Below are 17,868 nucleotides of genomic sequence, written 5' to 3'. Positions count from 1 at the left end.
TCCTCAATTTTCTACCGTCCTCGCTACGGGCGCTATTCTCGGTCAGGCTCCTAGTAGGTGGTGCGCTAAAAATAGCCGTTTTGCCCTGGCTCAAAGAAGGTTTTGATTTTTCTTGCCTGCGAAGCAGTTTAGTGGAAAATCCTGATACCGTTTTGGTTGAGGCTGGCTGATTCTTGGGTCATGGCGTGGAGTTTACTTAGGCTTAGCACCACTGGCTGAACGAATCAATATGTCTTGTCGGCTTTTGTTCTGCTCAAGTTACAGAGAGACCGAATATGTTTAAGAAAGATGTTGTAATTACTGCTGAGAATGGCCTTCATACTCGTCCGGCTGCTCAGTTTGTCAAAGAAGCCAAGACCTTCGAGTGTGACATTAAGCTGGAAGCTGGTGGCAAGCAGGCCAGTGCCAAGAGTTTGTTCAAACTGCAGACCCTGGGTCTGACTCAAGGCTCAACAGTGACCATCATCGGCGAAGGTGACGGAGCTGAGAAGGCTGTACAACACCTGGCAGAGTTTATCGTTACATTGAAGTAAGCTTTATGCTGGCCCGGCCTCTACGGCCGGGTTGTCTTTCGGAATAAATCAGTTGTCAATCAGGATGATTAAGTCGTTCACTGACGAAATATTTTCTGGTGCAAAAATGCCTGTAATACTAAAACGGTTACGGGTATCCTCTAAGAAGTATCACGTACCGGGTGTGTTTGAACAAATGCATCGGGACGATGTCATCCATAAGACATGAATGAAACGTGTTTTCGGGTATGTTTGATGGATAACAAGCGGGTAACGCGCACTGGTGAGTGTAGGTTGTCAGGTGTTGTTAACTGCTGAAATATGCTGGGTTTCTCCTTCAGATTGCCGTCTGTAGAGAGAAATCCGGCTGTTTGTGCACCCTTGTGTGTGCACAACGACCCATCAGGAAAGATTTACTGGGGGGGCGATGTTTTCAAGTGTGCGACTTTGTGTGTCTTGATGAGCGTATTTGTAACGTCGTTCCAGTCCTGTGTCAACCCCTGATGGCCTAATATGGATAACTTTTGTTGTACTCCCTGAATAAAAGTGTCCTTTGGTGTGACTGTTTGTTGGGCAGGGTTATTAGTTCTGTCGATTGTTGAAAAAAACTGTGAGCCCTTGTAAGACAAGGGGTTTAGGTATTTTCACGAAGCTGAATTTACACCGGAAATCCTATCTACTAATCGAAGTAGCGGGTTATCCCGCTGTGACTAAGGGTATTGGAGACGTCATGATCAAAATCGCAATCAATGGCTATGGTCGTATCGGTCGCAACGTTCTGCGTGCGCTCTATGAAGCAGGTCGTCGTGAAGAATTCCAGATTGTTGCTATCAACGACCTGGGTGATGCGAAAATCAATACTCACCTGACCAGGTACGATACCGTACACGGTCGTTTCGACGCTCAAGTTGAAGAAGGTGAAGGTGCACTGTTTGTCAACGGTGACGAAATCAAGACATTCTCTGAACGTGATCCCTCTAATCTGCCCTGGGCTGCTCTGGGTGTTGACGTTGTTTTTGAATGCACCGGTGTTTTCCGTTCCAGGGAAGCTTGCAAACCTCACCTGAATGCCGGCGCGAAGAAAGTCATCATCTCTGCTCCTGGCAAGGAAGTGGACGCCACCATCGTTTATGGTGTTAACCATGACACCCTGACTGCAGACATGACCGTTATTTCTAACGCTTCATGCACTACCAACTGTCTGGCACCCATTGCCAAACCACTGAACGATGCTTTGGGTATTGAAAAAGGTCTGATGACCACTATTCATGCCTACACCAATGACCAGCGTCTCAGCGACGTATACCACAGCGACCTGTATCGTGCCCGAGCGGCTGCACAGAACATGATCCCGACTGCTACCGGTGCCGCTGCCGCTGTTGGTCTGGTGGTTCCTGAGCTGAAAGGCAAGTTTGATGGAATGGCGGTTCGCGTCCCTACCATCAACGTATCTCTGGTAGATCTGAGTTTTGTCGCCAGTCGTGACACTTCCAAAGAAGAAGTCAACGAAATCATTGCTAATGCAGCCAAGTCTTCCGATGCGATGGGCAAGGTACTGCACGTGAATTACGAGCCTCTGGTTTCCATGGACTTCAACCACAGTCCATTCTCTTCCAGCTTTGATGCCACCCAGACTCGCGTACAAGGTAACCTGGTGAAGGTGATGTCCTGGTACGACAACGAGTGGGGCTTCTCCAACCGTATGCTGGACACAGCTAAAGCTCTGCTGAGTGCCTGAGTTCAGGTGATTGAAAAGCCTCGGTGATGTGAGGCTTTTCAGATTGATGCCGATGCTCTCATAGCAGGGCGTTGGATGTCCGGGACTAAACAGCAGAAAGAAGAAGGTGTATATGAAGCTGGCTGAGGATTAACCACTCAAGCCATCTTCCGGATGTCGGGAAATTGGCATGCCATCTATAATGGGTTCAGATTGGCATGCTGGCATTTCAGGTACTCACTCTCCTTTTTGTTGCTTTATCAAGATTGAACAGATGCAGGAACAAAGGCAGGTGTTTTTATTGATTACCCGTCAAATGTTTCTCACTTGAAAATTGTTATCAAACTGCCGTATGGCATTTATGCCCCGGTCGACTCTCCCTTCAGGCAGTTTTATCGTGCTGGGTCGGTTCGTGGCGAATTCGCGAGAGGATATCATGCTCAGACGCACAAAAATCGTTGCCACACTCGGACCTGCCACAGAGTCCGAAGAACAGCTCACCAAGTTGATTGAAGCCGGTGTCAACGTTGTTCGACTGAATTTCTCTCACGGTGACGCTGATGATCACCGTGTCCGTGCAGAGCGCATTCGCAGTATTGCTGCCCGTCTGGGTCGCAGTGTTGCGATTCTCGGTGACCTGCAGGGGCCCAAAATTCGTATCGGGCGTTTCCAGAATGGCAAGATCTTCCTGCCGGACGATGCGGAATTTGTTCTGGATGCCGAACTGCCCATCGATGCCGGTGATGAAACCCAGGTCGGTCTTGCCTACAAAAATCTGCCAAATGACTGCAAGGTAGGTGATGTACTGCTGTTGGACGATGGCCGTCTGAGCCTGCAGGTTAAGACTATTAAGGGTTCACGCATCGTAACCACCACTCTGGATGGTGGTGAGCTGTCCAACAATAAGGGTATCAACCTGGCCGGTGGTGGTCTGTCTGCCGATGCCCTGACCGTGAAAGATAAGGAAGACATCAAGCTGGCCGCTTCTCTGGGTGTCGATTTCCTGGCAGTGTCTTTTGTGCGCAGTGCGGCTGATGTCGAGCAAGCTCGCAAGCTGCTGGGTGAAGCCGGTGGTACAGCTGCCATTCTGTCGAAGATTGAGCGTGCAGAAGTGGTTCAAAGCTTTGAATTGCTGGAAGAAGTGATCAGGGCCTCTGATGCGGTGATGGTTGCTCGTGGTGACCTGGGTGTGGAAATCGGCGACGCTGAGTTGATTGGTGTTCAGAAGCAGATGATCAACGTTGCCCGTCGCCTGAACCGTCCTGTCATTACAGCCACACAGATGATGGAGTCCATGATTCACAACACTCAGCCAACCCGTGCTGAAGTGTTTGACGTGGCTAACGCCGTTCTGGATGGCACCGACGCTGTCATGTTGTCCGGTGAAACGGCTACAGGCAAGCGTCCACATGAAGTCGTCAAGGCTATGGCCCGTATCTGTCAGGGTGCTGAAAAACATCCTGAAATGATTTCCGGAAGCAGCCTGGACAAGGCCTATGCCGGTGAAACCGATGCAGCCATTGCGCTGGCAGCCATGCACGCGGCAAACCGTCTGGAAGGTGTAAAAGCGATTGTTTGTCTGACCAAAACCGGTGCGACTCCTCTGTGGATGTCCCGTGTTAACACCAGCCTGCCTATTTTTGCCCTGACCCGCTACAAAACTACTGAGCGTCGCGTTGCACTGTACAGGGGTGTTGAGTCAGTCGCTTTTGATAGTGGCAGCCAATACGGCCCCGAAGTCAATCAGCGTGCTATTGCCGAACTGAAAGATCGTGGCCTGCTGGAATCCGGTGACCGTATTATTCTGACCAAGGGTGAGTCCTGTGAAGTTGAAGGCGGCACCAACACCATGCAGATTGTTACTGTGAAATAATTTCAGTCAATACGGGCATGTTGACTGGGCAGCATGCCTGATGCATTCCCTGACGGGATTTAGGAGACGAGCAGATCATGGCAGAACTAAAAAAAATTGGTGTGCTTACCTCAGGTGGTGATGCCCCGGGCATGAACGCCGCCATCCGTTCCGTAGTGCGCAGCTGTATCTTTTACGGGGTTGAGCCGGTAGCTATTCATGAAGGTTATAAAGGTTTGATTAATAACGACCTGGAAGTAATGAACGCGCGCTCAGTGGCCAATATTATCAATCAGGGTGGGACTTTCCTGAAGTCTGCCCGCTGTCAGGAATTCCGTGCTCCGGAGGGGCGGGCTGCTGCTTATAAAAATGCCCGGGCTGCCGGGCTGGATGGACTGGTTGTTATAGGTGGTGACGGTTCCTTCACCGGGGCCATGCTGCTGGAAAAGGAACATGGTCTTTCCTGTATTGGTGTTCCCGGCACCATTGACAACGATATCTTCGGAACCGATTTCACCATTGGTTATGACACTGCCTTGAATACCGTGGTAGAGGCGATTGACAAGATTCGCGATACTGCAACCTCTCATAATCGTCTGTTTCTGATCGAAGTAATGGGTCGGGATGCAGGCTTTATTGCATTAAATGCCGGTATCGCCGCTGGTGCAGAAGAGATTTTGATTCCAGAAGATCAAAAGTCTGTGGATCAATTGATGAGCTCTCTTGAGCAAAGTGGCAGAGCCGGGAAAACATCCAGTATCGTAGTGGTTTCAGAAGGTGATAAATCCGGTGGTGTCTTTGAACTGTCCCGGGCTGTGGAAGAAAACTTCCCGACTTATGAAGTCAAAGTAACTGTGCTAGGTCATATTCAGCGTGGTGGCAAGCCCAGCTGTTATGACCGCGTTCTGGCCAGTCGCCTTGGAGTGGCTTCTGTGGAAGCTCTGCGTGAAGGTGTCAGTGGTGTGATGGTGGGTGTTCGTGACCAAAAAATTGTCCATACCCCCCTGGAAAAAGCCATCAGTAAGCACAATGCGATTGATGGTCATCTGCTAAAAGTAGCGGATATCGTCACCGTATAGATGGTCTCTAACTGCTGTTGTTTGTCGCTTCAGCTGTTAATCTGGAAAGGAATCGGGAGCTTCAGTCGGGTCAACTGGCCAGATTAATCAAGGGCTCCTAAAATAAACGCGTCCGAAGTAGAAGGTGAAAGCGATGGGCCTTTTTGACTCTCTGAAGAAAAGCATTGGGCTAAGCGCCGATCAGGGAACGGTGATCAAGGCACCGCTGACCGGTGACATTGTGCCGATTGAAGAAGTACCTGATCCTGTTTTTGCCGACAAGGTGGTGGGTGATGGCATCGCAATTGATCCTACTGGCAACGTGATGGTAGCGCCCTGTGATGGTGAGATTGGCAAAATCTTTGAAACCAATCACGCCTTCAGCATGGAGACGCCCACCGGGGTTGAGCTGTTTGTTCATTTTGGTATCGATACCGTCGAGCTAAAGGGCGAGGGCTTCAAGCGTATTGCCAGCGAGGGCCAGCAAGTCAAGGCTGGAGATCCGGTCATTGAAGTGGATCTGGACTTTCTGAAGGAGAAAGCCAAGAGTGTGATTACACCCGTTGTGATCTCCAACATGGACGATGTCGCCTCTCTGGAAAAATCTTCGGGCTCTGTTGTCCAGGGCAATGACAACCTGCTGGTTGTCAAAATGAAGTAGTTGTTTCAAACAGGCTGTTATTTTCGGACTTGACATCCTCCCCGCCCTAAGGAGGGTGTCGCAAAGTACGGGGTTTTGCGCTTGTTCGATAATGTCTGTCAGTACCTTGAAGCCGACACACCAGCGGCTTCCAAAATCCCCAACTTCACCTTAAAGCCTTTCAGCGTTTCCTGACGGTCAGAATACCTGACCGACACGTTAGTGACGACCTTTCTTCCTTATTCTATTCTGTCCGCGATTGAACCCTCTGGAAAACTCGTGGTCTCAATTAAAAGACAGGTATGAGTTAGAAATGCAATTCTGCGCCTTTTAAAGCAATGTGTTGTGAGCTCCTGTCATCACTGTATTCCCATAACAAAAAAACTGTGCGATTAGACTAAAGGAGGTGTATATGAAAGGAGTTGTGTCGCTTTTAGTGCTGGTGGTTACCGGCTTCCTGCTGCTGATTTTTTCATTCCAAGAGGTACCTGTGAGCCCGAAAGAAGATCGGGAGGCTGAGAACTTGCAGGTTGTTATTGACGAGTTGGACTCTGTCAGAAGAGAGACTGTGTCCCGATATCTGGACGGAGACTCTCTGTTAGGCGGGAGCAGTTACGAGTCTTATGCCCAGGCCCGCGAGGCTCGCTTGAACCGTATGACCCATCAGGAATTGGTGGCAGAACTCAAGCGTATGGAAGCCGAGCATATCAGGCAGGCTGCGCGCCTTCCTGATATCGTTCTTCCACCGGAGGAAGAATCCGCTCGGGGGGAAGAGGCATGGGGCCTGGATGACACCGTTAGAAAAAGCTCAGTCACCGGGTGTATGGGAGCAAGATCAGCCTACTCATCTTATATGTCATCTTATTATGATGACCTTATCAGGTATCAGTCACAGGGTTGTTTTGATAATTTTTCTCATTCTGTACCTTATTTCTTTATGGACCCAACCCATGAGGAATACACTGTTACCATGCCTGCAGCGATTAGCGATGATGAGCCTGAAAGCTTCACGGTCAGGGTCAGTCCGGGCAAAATGGAAATGCTGAAGCAAAAGCAGAAGCTGGACAAGATGCTGATTGATGATGTGCTCAGAATGACGGGTGAATTGCCCTGATTGATGGTTTAATAAGTAGTTAGTGTCGTTTTTTTAAAGGTGGGTCTGGTTCAAGGTTGCCAGATTTCTCTCAAATCTCCCCGTTATCGCCTGAAGATCATTTCAGTTTCGTGAGATTTTATTTGTAAAGACTGTGTTTTCCTGAGCGATCTGTGACAATCTGGTTATTATTGTCAGAGTTGTCCTGTCTATGTCATCGCTGACGTTCAGCGGCAGGCCATCTATAAAAGACATTTAATGCTATTTTTTTAGCGCTAGCAGCATCAGGAGTCACACATTGCCAATCCCTGTCGAGATCTGCGTCAACAGTCTGAATCCAGACTATGTTTACCGCTCTGTTGCAGCGGCCTGCAAGGGTGGCGCTGCACGTATAGAGTTGTGTGGTGATATGTCCTTAGGAGGCACCACTCCCACAATAGAAGCTCTCGAAGCTGCCCGGGAAGCCTTTCAGGATCGTTGTGGTTTACAGTGCATGATCCGCCCCCGGGGTGGCGATTTTTCATTCGGTACCGAAGAAATTTTGCTTATGGAACGGCAGATCTGTGATGCCGCCAAAGCGCGTGCTGATGGTGTCGTCATAGGTGCTCTTGCACTTCCCGGCAATACCATTAATCGTGATGTACTGGGGCGACTGGTCGACACCGCCAAGACCCGTAATCTGTCCGTGACGTTTCACCGTGCACTGGATGCTACACCCAACGTGTTTGAGAGTCTGGATATACTGATTCAATACGGTGTGGATCGTATTCTGAGCAGTGGTACAACCTGGAGTTCTGCTGACGGCGCTTTTGAAGGCGTGAGGATGCTCGAGCAACTGATGTTGAAAGCCGAAAACAGGTTGGAGCTGGTCGTCGGTGGTGGGGTTGGTCCGGACAACGCCGGGAAGATTCTTCAACAACTACCCGTAGAAAATCATTCGACCAGCATTCATGCGTACAGCAGTGTTCTTGATGAGGGAGAAGTATCGGTTGAGAGAGTGCGTTCCCTCTGTACAGCAGTAGAGTCTTTTCAGTAACCCGGTTTACATGGATTGAATGACTTCTTCCATCTCGGTTCGGATGTTGTCGGATTGAGTGCCAAAGATGGCCTGCATATTCTGACCCACCACGACAACAGCCGTGGCTCCCAGTTGTTTAATGGCTTCCTGGTCAACGTCGTCAGGGTTGTTAACCGTGACTCTCAAACGAGTGATACAGGCATCCAGATTCTTAATGTTTCCCTTGCCGCCAAAAGCCAGAATAAGGTCTCTCGCCAGGGCGCTGGATGGAACCACTTTGGCTGAAAGTTCAGCTTCAACTTCACGTCCGGGTGTTTTGAGGTCCAGCAGGGTAATCATGACCCTGAAGATCACATAATAGAGAACTGCATAGACCAGACCCAGGGCAATAATCCAGAGGGGCTTGGTGGCAATGCCGAAGTAAAGGAGATAATCGATCAGGCCGTTGGAAAATGACATGGCCATCTTAATATCAAGATAGTTGGTGATGGCATAAGCCAGTCCGGCCAGCAGGGCATGAATGCCATAAAGTACCGGGGCGACAAAAAGGAATGAAAACTCTATGGGCTCTGTAATGCCTGTGAGCAATGAAGTGAGAGCCGCTGACAGCATTAGGCCACCGACTTTTTGTTTGTTCTCTGGCCTGGCGCAATGCCAGATGGCAATGGCCGCAGCAGGCAAGCCAAACATTTTGAAAAGGTAGCCACCAGCCAGGAATCCGGCAGTGGGATCACCGGCAAAAAAACGTGCAATGTCGCCTCTAAAGACATTACCTGATGGATCAATGAATTCACCCATCTCCATCTGGAAGGGCACATTCCAGATATGATGCAGGCCAAACGGAATCAGGGCACGTTCAACCACACCATAAACAAAGCCTGCCATGACCGGGTTTTCAGTCACCGACCATTGTGAAAAGGCGTCAATAGCACCCTGAATAGGGGGCCAGATAAAGCTCAGCAGGATGCCGAGAAAGACAGCCCCGATGGCGGTGACAATGGGAACAAAGCGCTTTCCTGCAAAGAAGCCCAGATAATCCGGAAGTTTGATCTTGTAATAGCGATTGAACATCCAAGAGGCCATGATACCGACAATAATTCCACCGAAAACACCGGTATCAATCGTATCTATGCCCATAATAGAACTGGGTTCTACTCCGAGCTCTGCGGCCATGACACCCATGGTTCCCAGCATGACCACGAAGCCTACAGTTGCCGCCACTGAGGAAACACCGTCATTATCAGTAAGGCCAATGGCAGTACCAATAGCAAAGATAATGGGCAGGTTTCCGAAGACCATGCCACCCGCCTGGGCCATGATGCTGGAGACGAGATCTGGAATAAAATCGAAGCCGGCACTGCCTACGCCCAGCAGTATTCCCGCAACAGGCAGAACGGCTACAGGCAGCATCAACGCCCGACCTATCTGCTGAAGTGTGCCGAATGCAGATTTGACCATTGGAGAGACTCCGGGGGAGAAGATTCTAATCTGAGAGCAAGCTGAAGATGGGTAAACTTATGGAAGAATAGACCAAACGGCCGTGAGCGTAGAAATAACATTTACTTCCATGGGCGTGTTGACGGCCAGAGTATCTCCAGCTCCCTCCGGGAAGCAAAAGCTACGCATGATCCGCCATTCATTACGGCGATTCATTCATCCTGATGCGGGTGAGATCTTTTTGCCCGGCCATCCTTTGTGACGAGTTGCTTTACTGCCTGATCAGACGCCTGTCATCCTGCCCGGCCCGGTCACTACTGCGCCAGGGGTTAATATCCAGTCCTCCCCGGCGTACATAGCGAGCATAGACGGTCAGAGATTCCATTTCGAAACGGGCCCGGATCTCTGTGAAAACTCTTTCCACACACTGCTCATGAAATTCCTGATGCCCCCGGAATGAACAGATAAACCTCAAAAACGACTCATGACTAATGGCTTCACCTTTATATTGGACGACCACGGTACCCCAATCTGGTTGCCCGGTAACTGGACAGTTGGACTTCAGCAAATGAGAGTGGATGGTTTCTTCCCGGGTGCCTTCAGCCTTTTGCAAGAGGTCAGGCTTATAGTCATAGCAATCAATGGCCACATCCAGCTGATCTACGCCAATACCGGGAGCCGGTTTGAATCCGAAAACTTCCATTTCGGCAATCGTCATCAGCTTTACGCTAACCGGTGCACCTGCCGCTTGACTGAGATCCTTTTCCATTAGCGCCTGAACCTGAGACACAGAGTCAAACTGAGTCTGGTTGAATGAATTCAGGTAAAGCTTGAAGGACTTTGATTCAATGAGACAGGGCGAATGGCACGGCAACTCAAAACGACCCACCATTGCCAACGGCTTACCCTTTTTATTGAGCCATGACAGTTCATAGCCATGCCAGACATCACTGCCAACGAAAGGGAGATTTTCCGGGTCCAGCCCCAACTCCAGCTGCTTATCCTTACGGGGAATGGGAAACAAAAGTTCCGGATTATACTCCGCTTGGTACTCACTGTTTTTCCCCAGTGGGGAGGCATTCACTAATTCACTCATAATTTCACACTCTGACTCAACTCTTTCTGCCCCATAACCCGGCCAGTTCTGCACTCTCCACATTCAGTTTCGCAGGCCTTTGCCCACTCGCAGGAGATGAAGGGCCCATGTGGCCATGATAACGATAGCCAGAACCATCACAACAAAAGCCCAGCCAATACTGATACCACTGTCCTGCCCGAGGATTCCATAACGGAAGGCGTTCACCTGATAAAGGATAGGGTTCAACAGTGAGATGGAGCGGAATGGCTCGGGAAGAACGTCTACTGAGTAGAAAACCCCTCCCAGGTAAGTAAGTGGAGTTAATACAAATGTCGGGATGATGGCGACATCGTCAAATTTTCTGGCAAACACTGCATTGATGAAACCACCCAATGCAAAAAGAGTTGCAGTCAGAAAAACGGCCAGCAGGGTAATAAGAATATGATGAACCTGAAGCTCCACAAAGAAGGCTCCCAGCAGCATAACCAGAACACCAACATAGAGCCCCCTGACAACACCGCCCATAGTGTACCCGGCCAGAATCACCCAGTTCGGTACCGGTGACACCAGCAACTCTTCAACACTCTTCTGAAACTTGTTGCTGAAAAAGCTGGAAGCCACATTACTGAAGCTGTTGGTAATCACCGCCATCATAACCAGACCCGGTACGACAAAGGTCATATAATCAAAGCCACCCATTTCGCCCACTCTGGAGCCAATCACGGCACCAAAAATAACGAAATACAGAGACATGGTGATCGCTGGCGGCAATAGGGTCTGTGGCCAAATGCGCATGAAACGACGAATTTCTTTACTGAAGATCGTATTAAACGCGACCAGGTTATACTTCCACTCACTCACCGTGCGCTTCCCCCTTCTCAGCTGCACTGCCTTTAGTTTGTCCCGAAGAGTCAGCTCCCGAAGCGTCTGTCGCCGAGGCATCAGAAGTTAAATTGACAAACAGCTCTTCAAGCCGGTTGGACTTGTTTCTCATACTGGCTACTTCAATACGACATTCACTCAGCTGCCTGAACAGGTCATTCACTCCCTGATGCTTGCCAACCTCAACTTCAATGCTACGGTTATCCAACATCTTGACGGTATAACCTGCAAAGGTAGGCAGATATTCAATCGGCTTTTTCAGATCCAGCACAAAGCTCTCTTGTTGAAGCTTGCCCAACAAAGCCTTGGTACTGGTGTTCTCGACAATCTTGCCACTATCGATAATGCCAATATTGCGGCAGAGCTGCTCAGCCTCTTCGAGATAATGAGTGGTCAGGATAATCGTGGTGCCCTGCCCATTGATGTCCCTGAGGAAGTCCCAGAGAGAGCGACGAAGCTCAATATCAACACCGGCGGTCGGTTCATCAAGAATCAGTAGTCTGGGCTGGTGAATCAGGGCTCTGACAATCATCAAACGGCGCTTCATACCGCCGGACAACATTCTTGAGACATTGTGTCGTTTATCCCACAGGCCCAACTGCTTGAGATACTTCTCAGAGCGCTGGCGGGCTTCTTTTGCTGGTATGCCATAGTAACCGGCTTGCGTCACAATGATATCTTCAACTTTTTCAAACTGGTTGAAGTTGAATTCCTGGGGAACGACTCCCAGCATCCGCTTGGCCCTGACAAGATCAGTATCAATGTCGTGCCCGAATATTGAAACCTTGCCAGAAGTCTTTCGAACCAGTGATGAAATAATACCGATAGAGGTTGATTTGCCGGCACCATTGGGTCCCAGCAGGGCGTAAAAATCGCCTTCTTCAACCGAGAGATCAATCCCTTTCAGGGCTTGAAATCCATTGTCGTATTGTTTTCTTAGATTCTGTATTTTCAGTGCCTGAGGCATGTTTTTATAGTCCGTGTTATGCAGAGCTTCTTCTCCATCAAAGCCTTTGCATAGTGTCACTCTTGCTTTTACCCTGCTTTCTCTCATCCATCCAGTGAAATCAAACAGAGGCGATTACTCATGGCAGTTACTTTGAACGTTTTTCCGTCATCAGGAAATAGAAAAATATCCTGCTGCTTATGGCTGTCACTACTTATTGATGTATTGATCTGTAGAGCTTCACTCTCTGCAACGCTGTGGCATAGTCCTTGGAAGAGGCTAAAAAGAGCACTGAGAGAGACGCCCAACCCTTCCCCAAAATGAAAAAAGGATGATTTTATTATAAAACGATAAATTAAACGGCATTTTTAAATTATTTTTTCATACTAAGCCCCAATCAACTGAGTCAGTGCTGGTTTAAGTTGTGGATAAGTGAATGAAAATCCTTCAGCCATGAGACGCTGTGGGTAGATATTCTGGCCTTTCAATACCATTTCAGAAGACTCCCCCAACATTCCCCTGAGAACCATGGCTGGCATTTTCAGGAAGGCCGGACGATTAAGAGTGCCGGCCAGAGTCACGGCAAAGTCTTTATTACTGACAGCTTCAGGAGCGGTGGCATTAAAGGCGCCCTCAGCTGAGTCATTCTCCAGCAAAAATTCCAGCGCATTCACCATATCTTCCATGTGAATCCACGACATCATCTGCTTGCCAGAACCCAGCGGACCACCAATACCCAGACGGAAAGGAAGCATCATTTCCCGGAGCGCACCGCCTTCAGGGTGCAATACTACTCCGGTTCTGACCAGACAAACCCGCAGCCCCAAATCCTTTGCACGCACAGCAGCCTGCTCCCAGCGTATACACAGTCCTGCAGCAAAGTCATCCCCAGCCCCGGAAGACTCATCCAGACGGGCAGCATCGTCCCTACCACCATAAAACCCAATAGCAGAGCCACTGATCAGACAGTCTGGCCGGTTTTCCATTCTCTCAGTCAGGTCAACCAATTCTGAAGTCAATGCGATCCGGCTATTGAGCAACTGTCTTTTTCTTGAGGGAGTCCAACGCTTATCCATCACTCCTTCACCGGCCAGATTGACAATGGCATCGAAGGCTTCAGAGGGCTTCACAGCCGACAAGGACTTTACAGGCTTCACTTCAGTGGACAGAAGGCGGTGTACATCCCTGGCATCCTGTCTGCTCAAAATGGTCAGCCGATGCCCTTTTGATAAAAGTCTGGCCACCAGTCGGCGGCCAATAAACCCTGTTCCCCCGGTAATCAGTATCTGCATGACATAAGTCCCGAATAAGCCTTGAAATGAAATGGAGCGTCCTCAGTCTCACGGGATAAAATCCCATGATTCCATATTAAACAGCCATGAGCTTCAGAAACAATTTTTTACTGATGATTTTTATTGCAGAATGAATGAACTTTGAGGCAGATTTTTTACCCATAAAAAAATACCCTGGGTCCCCTCAAACCCGGGTATTTGATCAGCTGGCTTGTCACTGGCTCCCGCTTCTTTTTTTTATGTCCCTTATTCTCTGGCGCTTTTTATTATTTTTCTTGATTGGCCCGAGTGACTTCATAATACGTATTACCTACTACAAAAACCTTGATCTATATCAATAAAGCTTCGGTTTACACCTATGCGAATATCCAGTCACGAATATAAGGCATTTGTCTTTTTTTATTTCACTTTCACTCAAGCAGTCCAAAACCCGGTTTTTTGACTTATGTCAGCCATAATGTCACCACTCCATGAAACCGACTGCATCTAAAAAGACACAGTGTAAACTGAGCGTCCTGACTATTTTTACCGTAAAACATTTTTTGAGTGTTTCGGGCAATTGATCAAGAGTCCGCAAAGCACTCCGGCTAACTGTATACCAGACAGGAGTATGACCATGGATCCAGAGTCTGCCGTAATGGAGATTATCATTAACTCTGGCCTCGCTCGCAGCTGTGCTTACGATGCTTTGTCCAAGGCAAAGGCTGGGGATTACGAAGGAGCCGAAGAGATGATAGCTCACGCCCGGGAGGCCGCAAAAGGGGCTCACAGAATCCAGACTCAACTGATCGAGGAAGATCAGGGCGAAGGGAAAAGGCCAATGACCCTGGTGATGGTACATGCCCAGGATCATTTGATGACATCCATGCTGGCTCAGGAAATGGTTCAGGAGCTGATAACACTTCACAAAAAAATCGATCAGAAGCAAAAATGGCCACAATAAAAGACGTCGCTGAGCGAGCAAAAGTATCCCGTGCTATCGTATCCAGGGTACTGAAAAATACCGGACAGGTAACGGAGACAACCCGCCTGTGAGTGGAGTTTGCTATTCAAGAGATGGCTGCAGGTTGTGTGGAAGCCTTTGCTTTTCTCTGTGAATACAGTTTAACGAAACTCGCGAAATTCTCCATCCATAGCCTCTCATTGGGAGCGTAGCGACCTTTGAAGGTTTGGATGGAGATGGATAGCGAATAGCCCGTATAGGGCTGTCATTTCTCCGGCCTCTCCTGTTTCTGTATGTATTCCTTCAGAACTTCCAAAGGCGCACCGTCAGCCGTTATCAAGCAGTACGCCCTTGTCCATAGAACAGGCTTCCAATAATGCATTTTCAAGTGCTTTGAAAACTCTTTTCGGATAAGCCTGCTGGTGACAGTTTTCAGGTTGTTCACGAACTTGCTGGGCATGATGTTCGGATGCAGATCAAGCATTAGGTGAACATGGTCAGCCTCTCCACCAAACTCTTCAAGATCAACCTCCCACTTTTGGCAAAGGTCACGACAGATTTCTTCCAACCTGACCAGCATGGGAGCTGTGAAGCATCTACGGCGGTATTTTGTTACTAACACTAAATGATATTTTAGCTTATAGACACAATGATAGTGGGATTTCATTCTATTACACTAAGTTATTTTGTGTTATTATAGTCGTATGAGAGCATACAAGTACAGAACCTACCCCAACCCTGAACAGCGAGTGCTGATTGAAAAGCACTTCGGTTGCTCTCGTCATGTCTATAACTGGGCATTGTCAGAAAAAGACAAACATTACAAAGAAACCGGAAAGAGCCTGTCAAAGCGTCAGCTTCAGGATCGTCTGGTTGCCAGCAAGAAAGACGACAAAGAATGGTTGACGGACGTCAACAGTCAAAGTCTGCTGGCCTCTCTCGCCAACCTGGATACTGCGTTCACCAACTTTTTTCAGGGTCGAGCCCAGTTTCCAAAATTCAAATCAAAATATTCCGGCTGGCAGTCTTTCCAATGCCCCCAGCATGTAACGGTTGATTTTGAAGCATCGGCTATCAACCTGCCAAAGCTGAAGGGAATAAAAGCAAAACTTCATCGCCCGTTTTCCGGCAAGGTCAAAACCGTTACTGTCAAGCGTTCACCGTCAGGCAAATACTTTGCCAGTGTGTTGGTTGATGATGGTGTTGTTGATCCAGCTCCTGCAACGATTGAAAGAGAAAACACTGTTGGTCTTGATGTTGGGCTGACTGAATTTCTTATTGATAGTAAAGGTAACAAGACTGAAAACCCTCGTATTCTGAAGGCTTCACTGGTTCGGCTGGCAATGGAGCAAAAGATACTCGCCAGAAAGAAAAAAGGTTCAGCCAACAGATCAAAGCAAAAACGCAAAGTCTCCATAATCCATGAAAAAATAGCCAACCGTCGCTACGATTTCACGCACCAGGCAACAGCAAATTTGGCTGACAAAAGCCACGCAACCACCTTTGCTGTAGAAGACCTCAATATCAAAGGCATGATAAAAAACCGTAAACTTGCCAGAGCAATACAGGACGCAGGCTGGGGAATGTTTCTGACGACACTGGAATACAAGTGTCGTTGGAATGGCAAGAACCTGATTCGGATAGGGAGGTTCCATCCGAGTTCCAAACTGTGTAATTGCTGCGGCTATAAAATGGAAGCCATGCCCCTGTCTGTGCGGGAGTGGCAGTGCCCAAATTGTCAATCTGTCAATGACAGGGACATAAACGCCGCCTGTAATATCCGTGATATTGGTTTAGCTGATTCGCTGGGATGCAGCGATTGTATAAAGAGTTCCCCTGTAGCAATATCTGTCAGCGCAGGTGCTACAGCGAAAGGTGTTGAGAGTTCTCAGCGTGGGTCGCAAGAAGCCCCCACTAAAGCTGCTTCAGCGGCTTAGTGGTGGGAGTACATCACCCCGTAAATTAATCATCAAAATAAATAGAAGGATGAGGAGGGCAGAGCACGCCAACGAATGCACCAGCGGCAAAACCAGCAAAATGACTAGCAGCAAGGTAGCCATAAAATGCATAAGCTATAGGGCAGCTGGCAAGGCTAATAGAAAAACCTATAAACCCGTAAGGTAGTACTTCAATTACGCTATTTCCCGCTCCAAAAACAGCTCCGGATAGAGTAGCTGTGCGTACACCAGCAGCCAAAGCGGTCATAACATCACCAGTCTCAGCCAAACCACTGTAAATATTAATAATGCCAGAGGTACCAATAAGAGTTGCCCCAATAAGAGCAGAGCCAGCAGCACCAATAAAAGCATTAGTAGCAATTTGAGATATTCTGGTTACCCGTTCACGCAATGATCGAGGAGGAGGCATATTCTCAAAAACATATGACGGCACCGGAGCCCTACAGCTAGGACAAGTCTTGGAATGGCCATACCATATAGCAAGACATTTTCTTCCAAAAACATGAGATTCATGGCACGGGAGAACCACTTTTTTATTCTTACATCGAAGATCTTCATTATCTTTTTCATTAAAAGACCCGAGACAGATTTGACATGCATCCGAAACACTCATTGTCATAAAATAAGTTCCATTTCTGTTCATTAGTAAATAATGAGATAAAAAACTGGCAGAAAAGTTCCCCAAATTTTATGACTTACCCTGTGAAAAGCCATAACGATGCCAGGCGGAAGAACCGTTGCCTCGTCTCAGCTTTGCTCGCTACTTTTGCGACAGCTTCCTCCGTGGGAATGACGCCCTCCTACTTAGCGACCATTCTGGCAATATCATCATGCTCCATGCCACTCCGTGCGAAGAAGTGCTTGAGACGATTGCACCCGGAGCCGGTCCCGGTACGTGCCCCAAAGTTCGGGCAATACGGGAAAGGTTGACTGAACCCATCTGCATGAGGCCAAAAATAACCAGCGCAATAAGGTCAATACAGGATTGATGCCCAAGAGAGGTTTCAAGATGATTTGCCAGTAAATGGGGGCTTGTCCCCTGCAGAGGTCGTCAAGTTGCAAGATCAGTCATTTGGTCCATATATATTCTTCAGCATATGGAGGTTATTGGCTGATATGAAAAAATATATAGCTCTGACTGCTCTTTTTTGTCTTTCCTGTAAGAGTGTTGCCACAGGCTATGTTATCCGCAGTCCTTATGACTACAATTCTGTGGCTAATTTTGTGCTTCAATCAAATGGCTGGGGTATTCTTTGGGTGTCCATCCGGCAGCAGGCTTTTCCATACTGGGTGCAAGGCTTCCCCGCGCCAACAAACTTTTTCCCTAGTCATATGGGTATTATGATTCGAGGCTGCATGTATTATGTTGAGGTACTGGATTACTTCTCTCCCTAGCAGCCTGTCGGACTTAAGGCTGTCCTACTGCGGTTGCAATAAATTGG

The 17,868-nt window shown here is 48.4% G+C and carries 18 protein-coding genes; 11 read left to right on the top strand and 7 right to left on the bottom strand.

What is annotated here, in order from left to right; all coding sequences use genetic code 11:
- Positions 1–275 precede the first annotated feature (275 nt).
- From KDK19_RS15530 to KDK19_RS15500, 7 genes are all read left to right on the top strand, one after another.
- A complete protein-coding gene (locus KDK19_RS15530) occupies positions 276–533 on the top strand; it encodes an HPr family phosphocarrier protein (RefSeq protein ID WP_257253431.1) in 258 nt (85 codons plus the stop codon).
- A 709-nt stretch (positions 534–1,242) separates the two neighbouring features.
- Positions 1,243–2,250, top strand: coding sequence for a type I glyceraldehyde-3-phosphate dehydrogenase (gene gap / locus KDK19_RS15525; protein WP_257253430.1), 1,008 nt, complete (start codon positions 1,243–1,245; stop codon positions 2,248–2,250).
- Positions 2,251–2,665: 415 nt separating this feature from the next.
- Complete coding sequence (gene pyk, locus KDK19_RS15520) at positions 2,666–4,102, top strand: pyruvate kinase (protein ID WP_257253429.1); 1,437 nt, start codon at positions 2,666–2,668, stop codon at positions 4,100–4,102.
- Between the two features lie 77 nt (positions 4,103–4,179).
- Positions 4,180–5,160 carry a 6-phosphofructokinase gene (gene pfkA, locus KDK19_RS15515; protein ID WP_257253428.1) on the top strand — a complete coding sequence of 327 codons (981 nt, stop codon included), beginning with the start codon at positions 4,180–4,182 and terminating at the stop codon, positions 5,158–5,160.
- Positions 5,161–5,293: 133 nt separating this feature from the next.
- On the top strand, positions 5,294–5,800 hold the full coding sequence (crr, locus tag KDK19_RS15510) for a PTS glucose transporter subunit IIA (RefSeq protein WP_257253427.1): 507 nt from the start codon (positions 5,294–5,296) through the stop codon (positions 5,798–5,800).
- Between the two features lie 391 nt (positions 5,801–6,191).
- The gene (locus tag KDK19_RS15505) at positions 6,192–6,893 is read left to right on the top strand and encodes a hypothetical protein (RefSeq protein WP_257253426.1); all 702 of its coding nucleotides are present in this window, start codon (positions 6,192–6,194) and stop codon (positions 6,891–6,893) included.
- A gap of 277 nt (positions 6,894–7,170) precedes the next feature.
- On the top strand, positions 7,171–7,908 hold the full coding sequence (locus KDK19_RS15500) for a copper homeostasis protein CutC (RefSeq protein WP_257253424.1): 738 nt from the start codon (positions 7,171–7,173) through the stop codon (positions 7,906–7,908).
- A gap of 6 nt (positions 7,909–7,914) precedes the next feature.
- Here the strand turns inward: KDK19_RS15500 and ptsG are convergent, their stop codons facing one another.
- The 5 genes from ptsG to KDK19_RS15475 all read right to left on the bottom strand — a co-directional run bounded on the left by ptsG (position 7,915) and on the right by KDK19_RS15475 (position 13,525).
- On the bottom strand, positions 7,915–9,348 hold the full coding sequence (ptsG, locus tag KDK19_RS15495) for a PTS glucose transporter subunit IIBC (protein WP_257253423.1): 1,434 nt from the start codon (positions 9,346–9,348) through the stop codon (positions 7,915–7,917).
- 250 nt (positions 9,349–9,598) lie between these two features.
- Complete coding sequence (queF, locus tag KDK19_RS15490) at positions 9,599–10,423, bottom strand: NADPH-dependent 7-cyano-7-deazaguanine reductase QueF (protein ID WP_257253436.1); 825 nt, start codon at positions 10,421–10,423, stop codon at positions 9,599–9,601.
- A gap of 63 nt (positions 10,424–10,486) precedes the next feature.
- Positions 10,487–11,266 (bottom strand): ABC transporter permease, encoded by a 780-nt coding sequence (locus tag KDK19_RS15485; protein WP_257253419.1) that lies wholly within the window; start codon positions 11,264–11,266, stop codon positions 10,487–10,489.
- Complete coding sequence (locus KDK19_RS15480; RefSeq protein WP_257253434.1) at positions 11,259–12,254, bottom strand: ABC transporter ATP-binding protein; 996 nt, start codon at positions 12,252–12,254, stop codon at positions 11,259–11,261. The genes KDK19_RS15485 and KDK19_RS15480 overlap by 8 nt, the downstream gene beginning before the upstream one ends.
- Before the next feature lie 365 nt (positions 12,255–12,619).
- A complete protein-coding gene (locus tag KDK19_RS15475; RefSeq protein WP_257253418.1) occupies positions 12,620–13,525 on the bottom strand; it encodes a TIGR01777 family oxidoreductase in 906 nt (301 codons plus the stop codon).
- A 616-nt stretch (positions 13,526–14,141) separates the two neighbouring features.
- On the opposite strand from KDK19_RS15475, the gene KDK19_RS15470 reads away from it, so the two are divergent.
- Complete coding sequence (locus KDK19_RS15470; RefSeq protein ID WP_257253416.1) at positions 14,142–14,468, top strand: PTS lactose/cellobiose transporter subunit IIA; 327 nt, start codon at positions 14,142–14,144, stop codon at positions 14,466–14,468.
- Positions 14,456–14,560 (top strand): LacI family DNA-binding transcriptional regulator, encoded by a 105-nt coding sequence (locus KDK19_RS15465; RefSeq protein ID WP_257253415.1) that lies wholly within the window; start codon positions 14,456–14,458, stop codon positions 14,558–14,560. The genes KDK19_RS15470 and KDK19_RS15465 overlap by 13 nt, the downstream gene beginning before the upstream one ends.
- 173 nt (positions 14,561–14,733) lie before the next feature.
- Here KDK19_RS15465 and tnpA read toward each other — a convergent pair whose 3' ends face one another.
- A complete protein-coding gene (gene tnpA, locus KDK19_RS15460) occupies positions 14,734–15,135 on the bottom strand; it encodes an IS200/IS605 family transposase (protein WP_257253413.1) in 402 nt (133 codons plus the stop codon).
- A gap of 37 nt (positions 15,136–15,172) precedes the next feature.
- Between tnpA and KDK19_RS15455 the strand changes: the two genes are divergently transcribed.
- Positions 15,173–16,405, top strand: coding sequence for a transposase (locus tag KDK19_RS15455; RefSeq protein ID WP_257292304.1), 1,233 nt, complete (start codon positions 15,173–15,175; stop codon positions 16,403–16,405).
- A 25-nt stretch (positions 16,406–16,430) separates the two neighbouring features.
- Here the strand turns inward: KDK19_RS15455 and KDK19_RS15450 are convergent, their stop codons facing one another.
- Positions 16,431–17,045 carry an RING finger domain-containing protein gene (locus tag KDK19_RS15450; protein WP_257292303.1) on the bottom strand — a complete coding sequence of 205 codons (615 nt, stop codon included), beginning with the start codon at positions 17,043–17,045 and terminating at the stop codon, positions 16,431–16,433.
- Between the two features lie 497 nt (positions 17,046–17,542).
- Between KDK19_RS15450 and KDK19_RS15445 the strand changes: the two genes are divergently transcribed.
- Entirely contained in the window at positions 17,543–17,821 is a 279-nt protein-coding gene (locus KDK19_RS15445; protein ID WP_257253407.1) for a hypothetical protein, read from the top strand.
- The last annotated feature ends 47 nt before the right edge of the window (positions 17,822–17,868 follow it).

This window comes from Endozoicomonas sp. ONNA1, from assembly GCF_024606325.1.
Classification (GTDB): domain Bacteria; phylum Pseudomonadota; class Gammaproteobacteria; order Pseudomonadales; family Endozoicomonadaceae; genus Endozoicomonas_A.
This window is presented reverse-complemented; position numbering and strand designations above follow the sequence as displayed.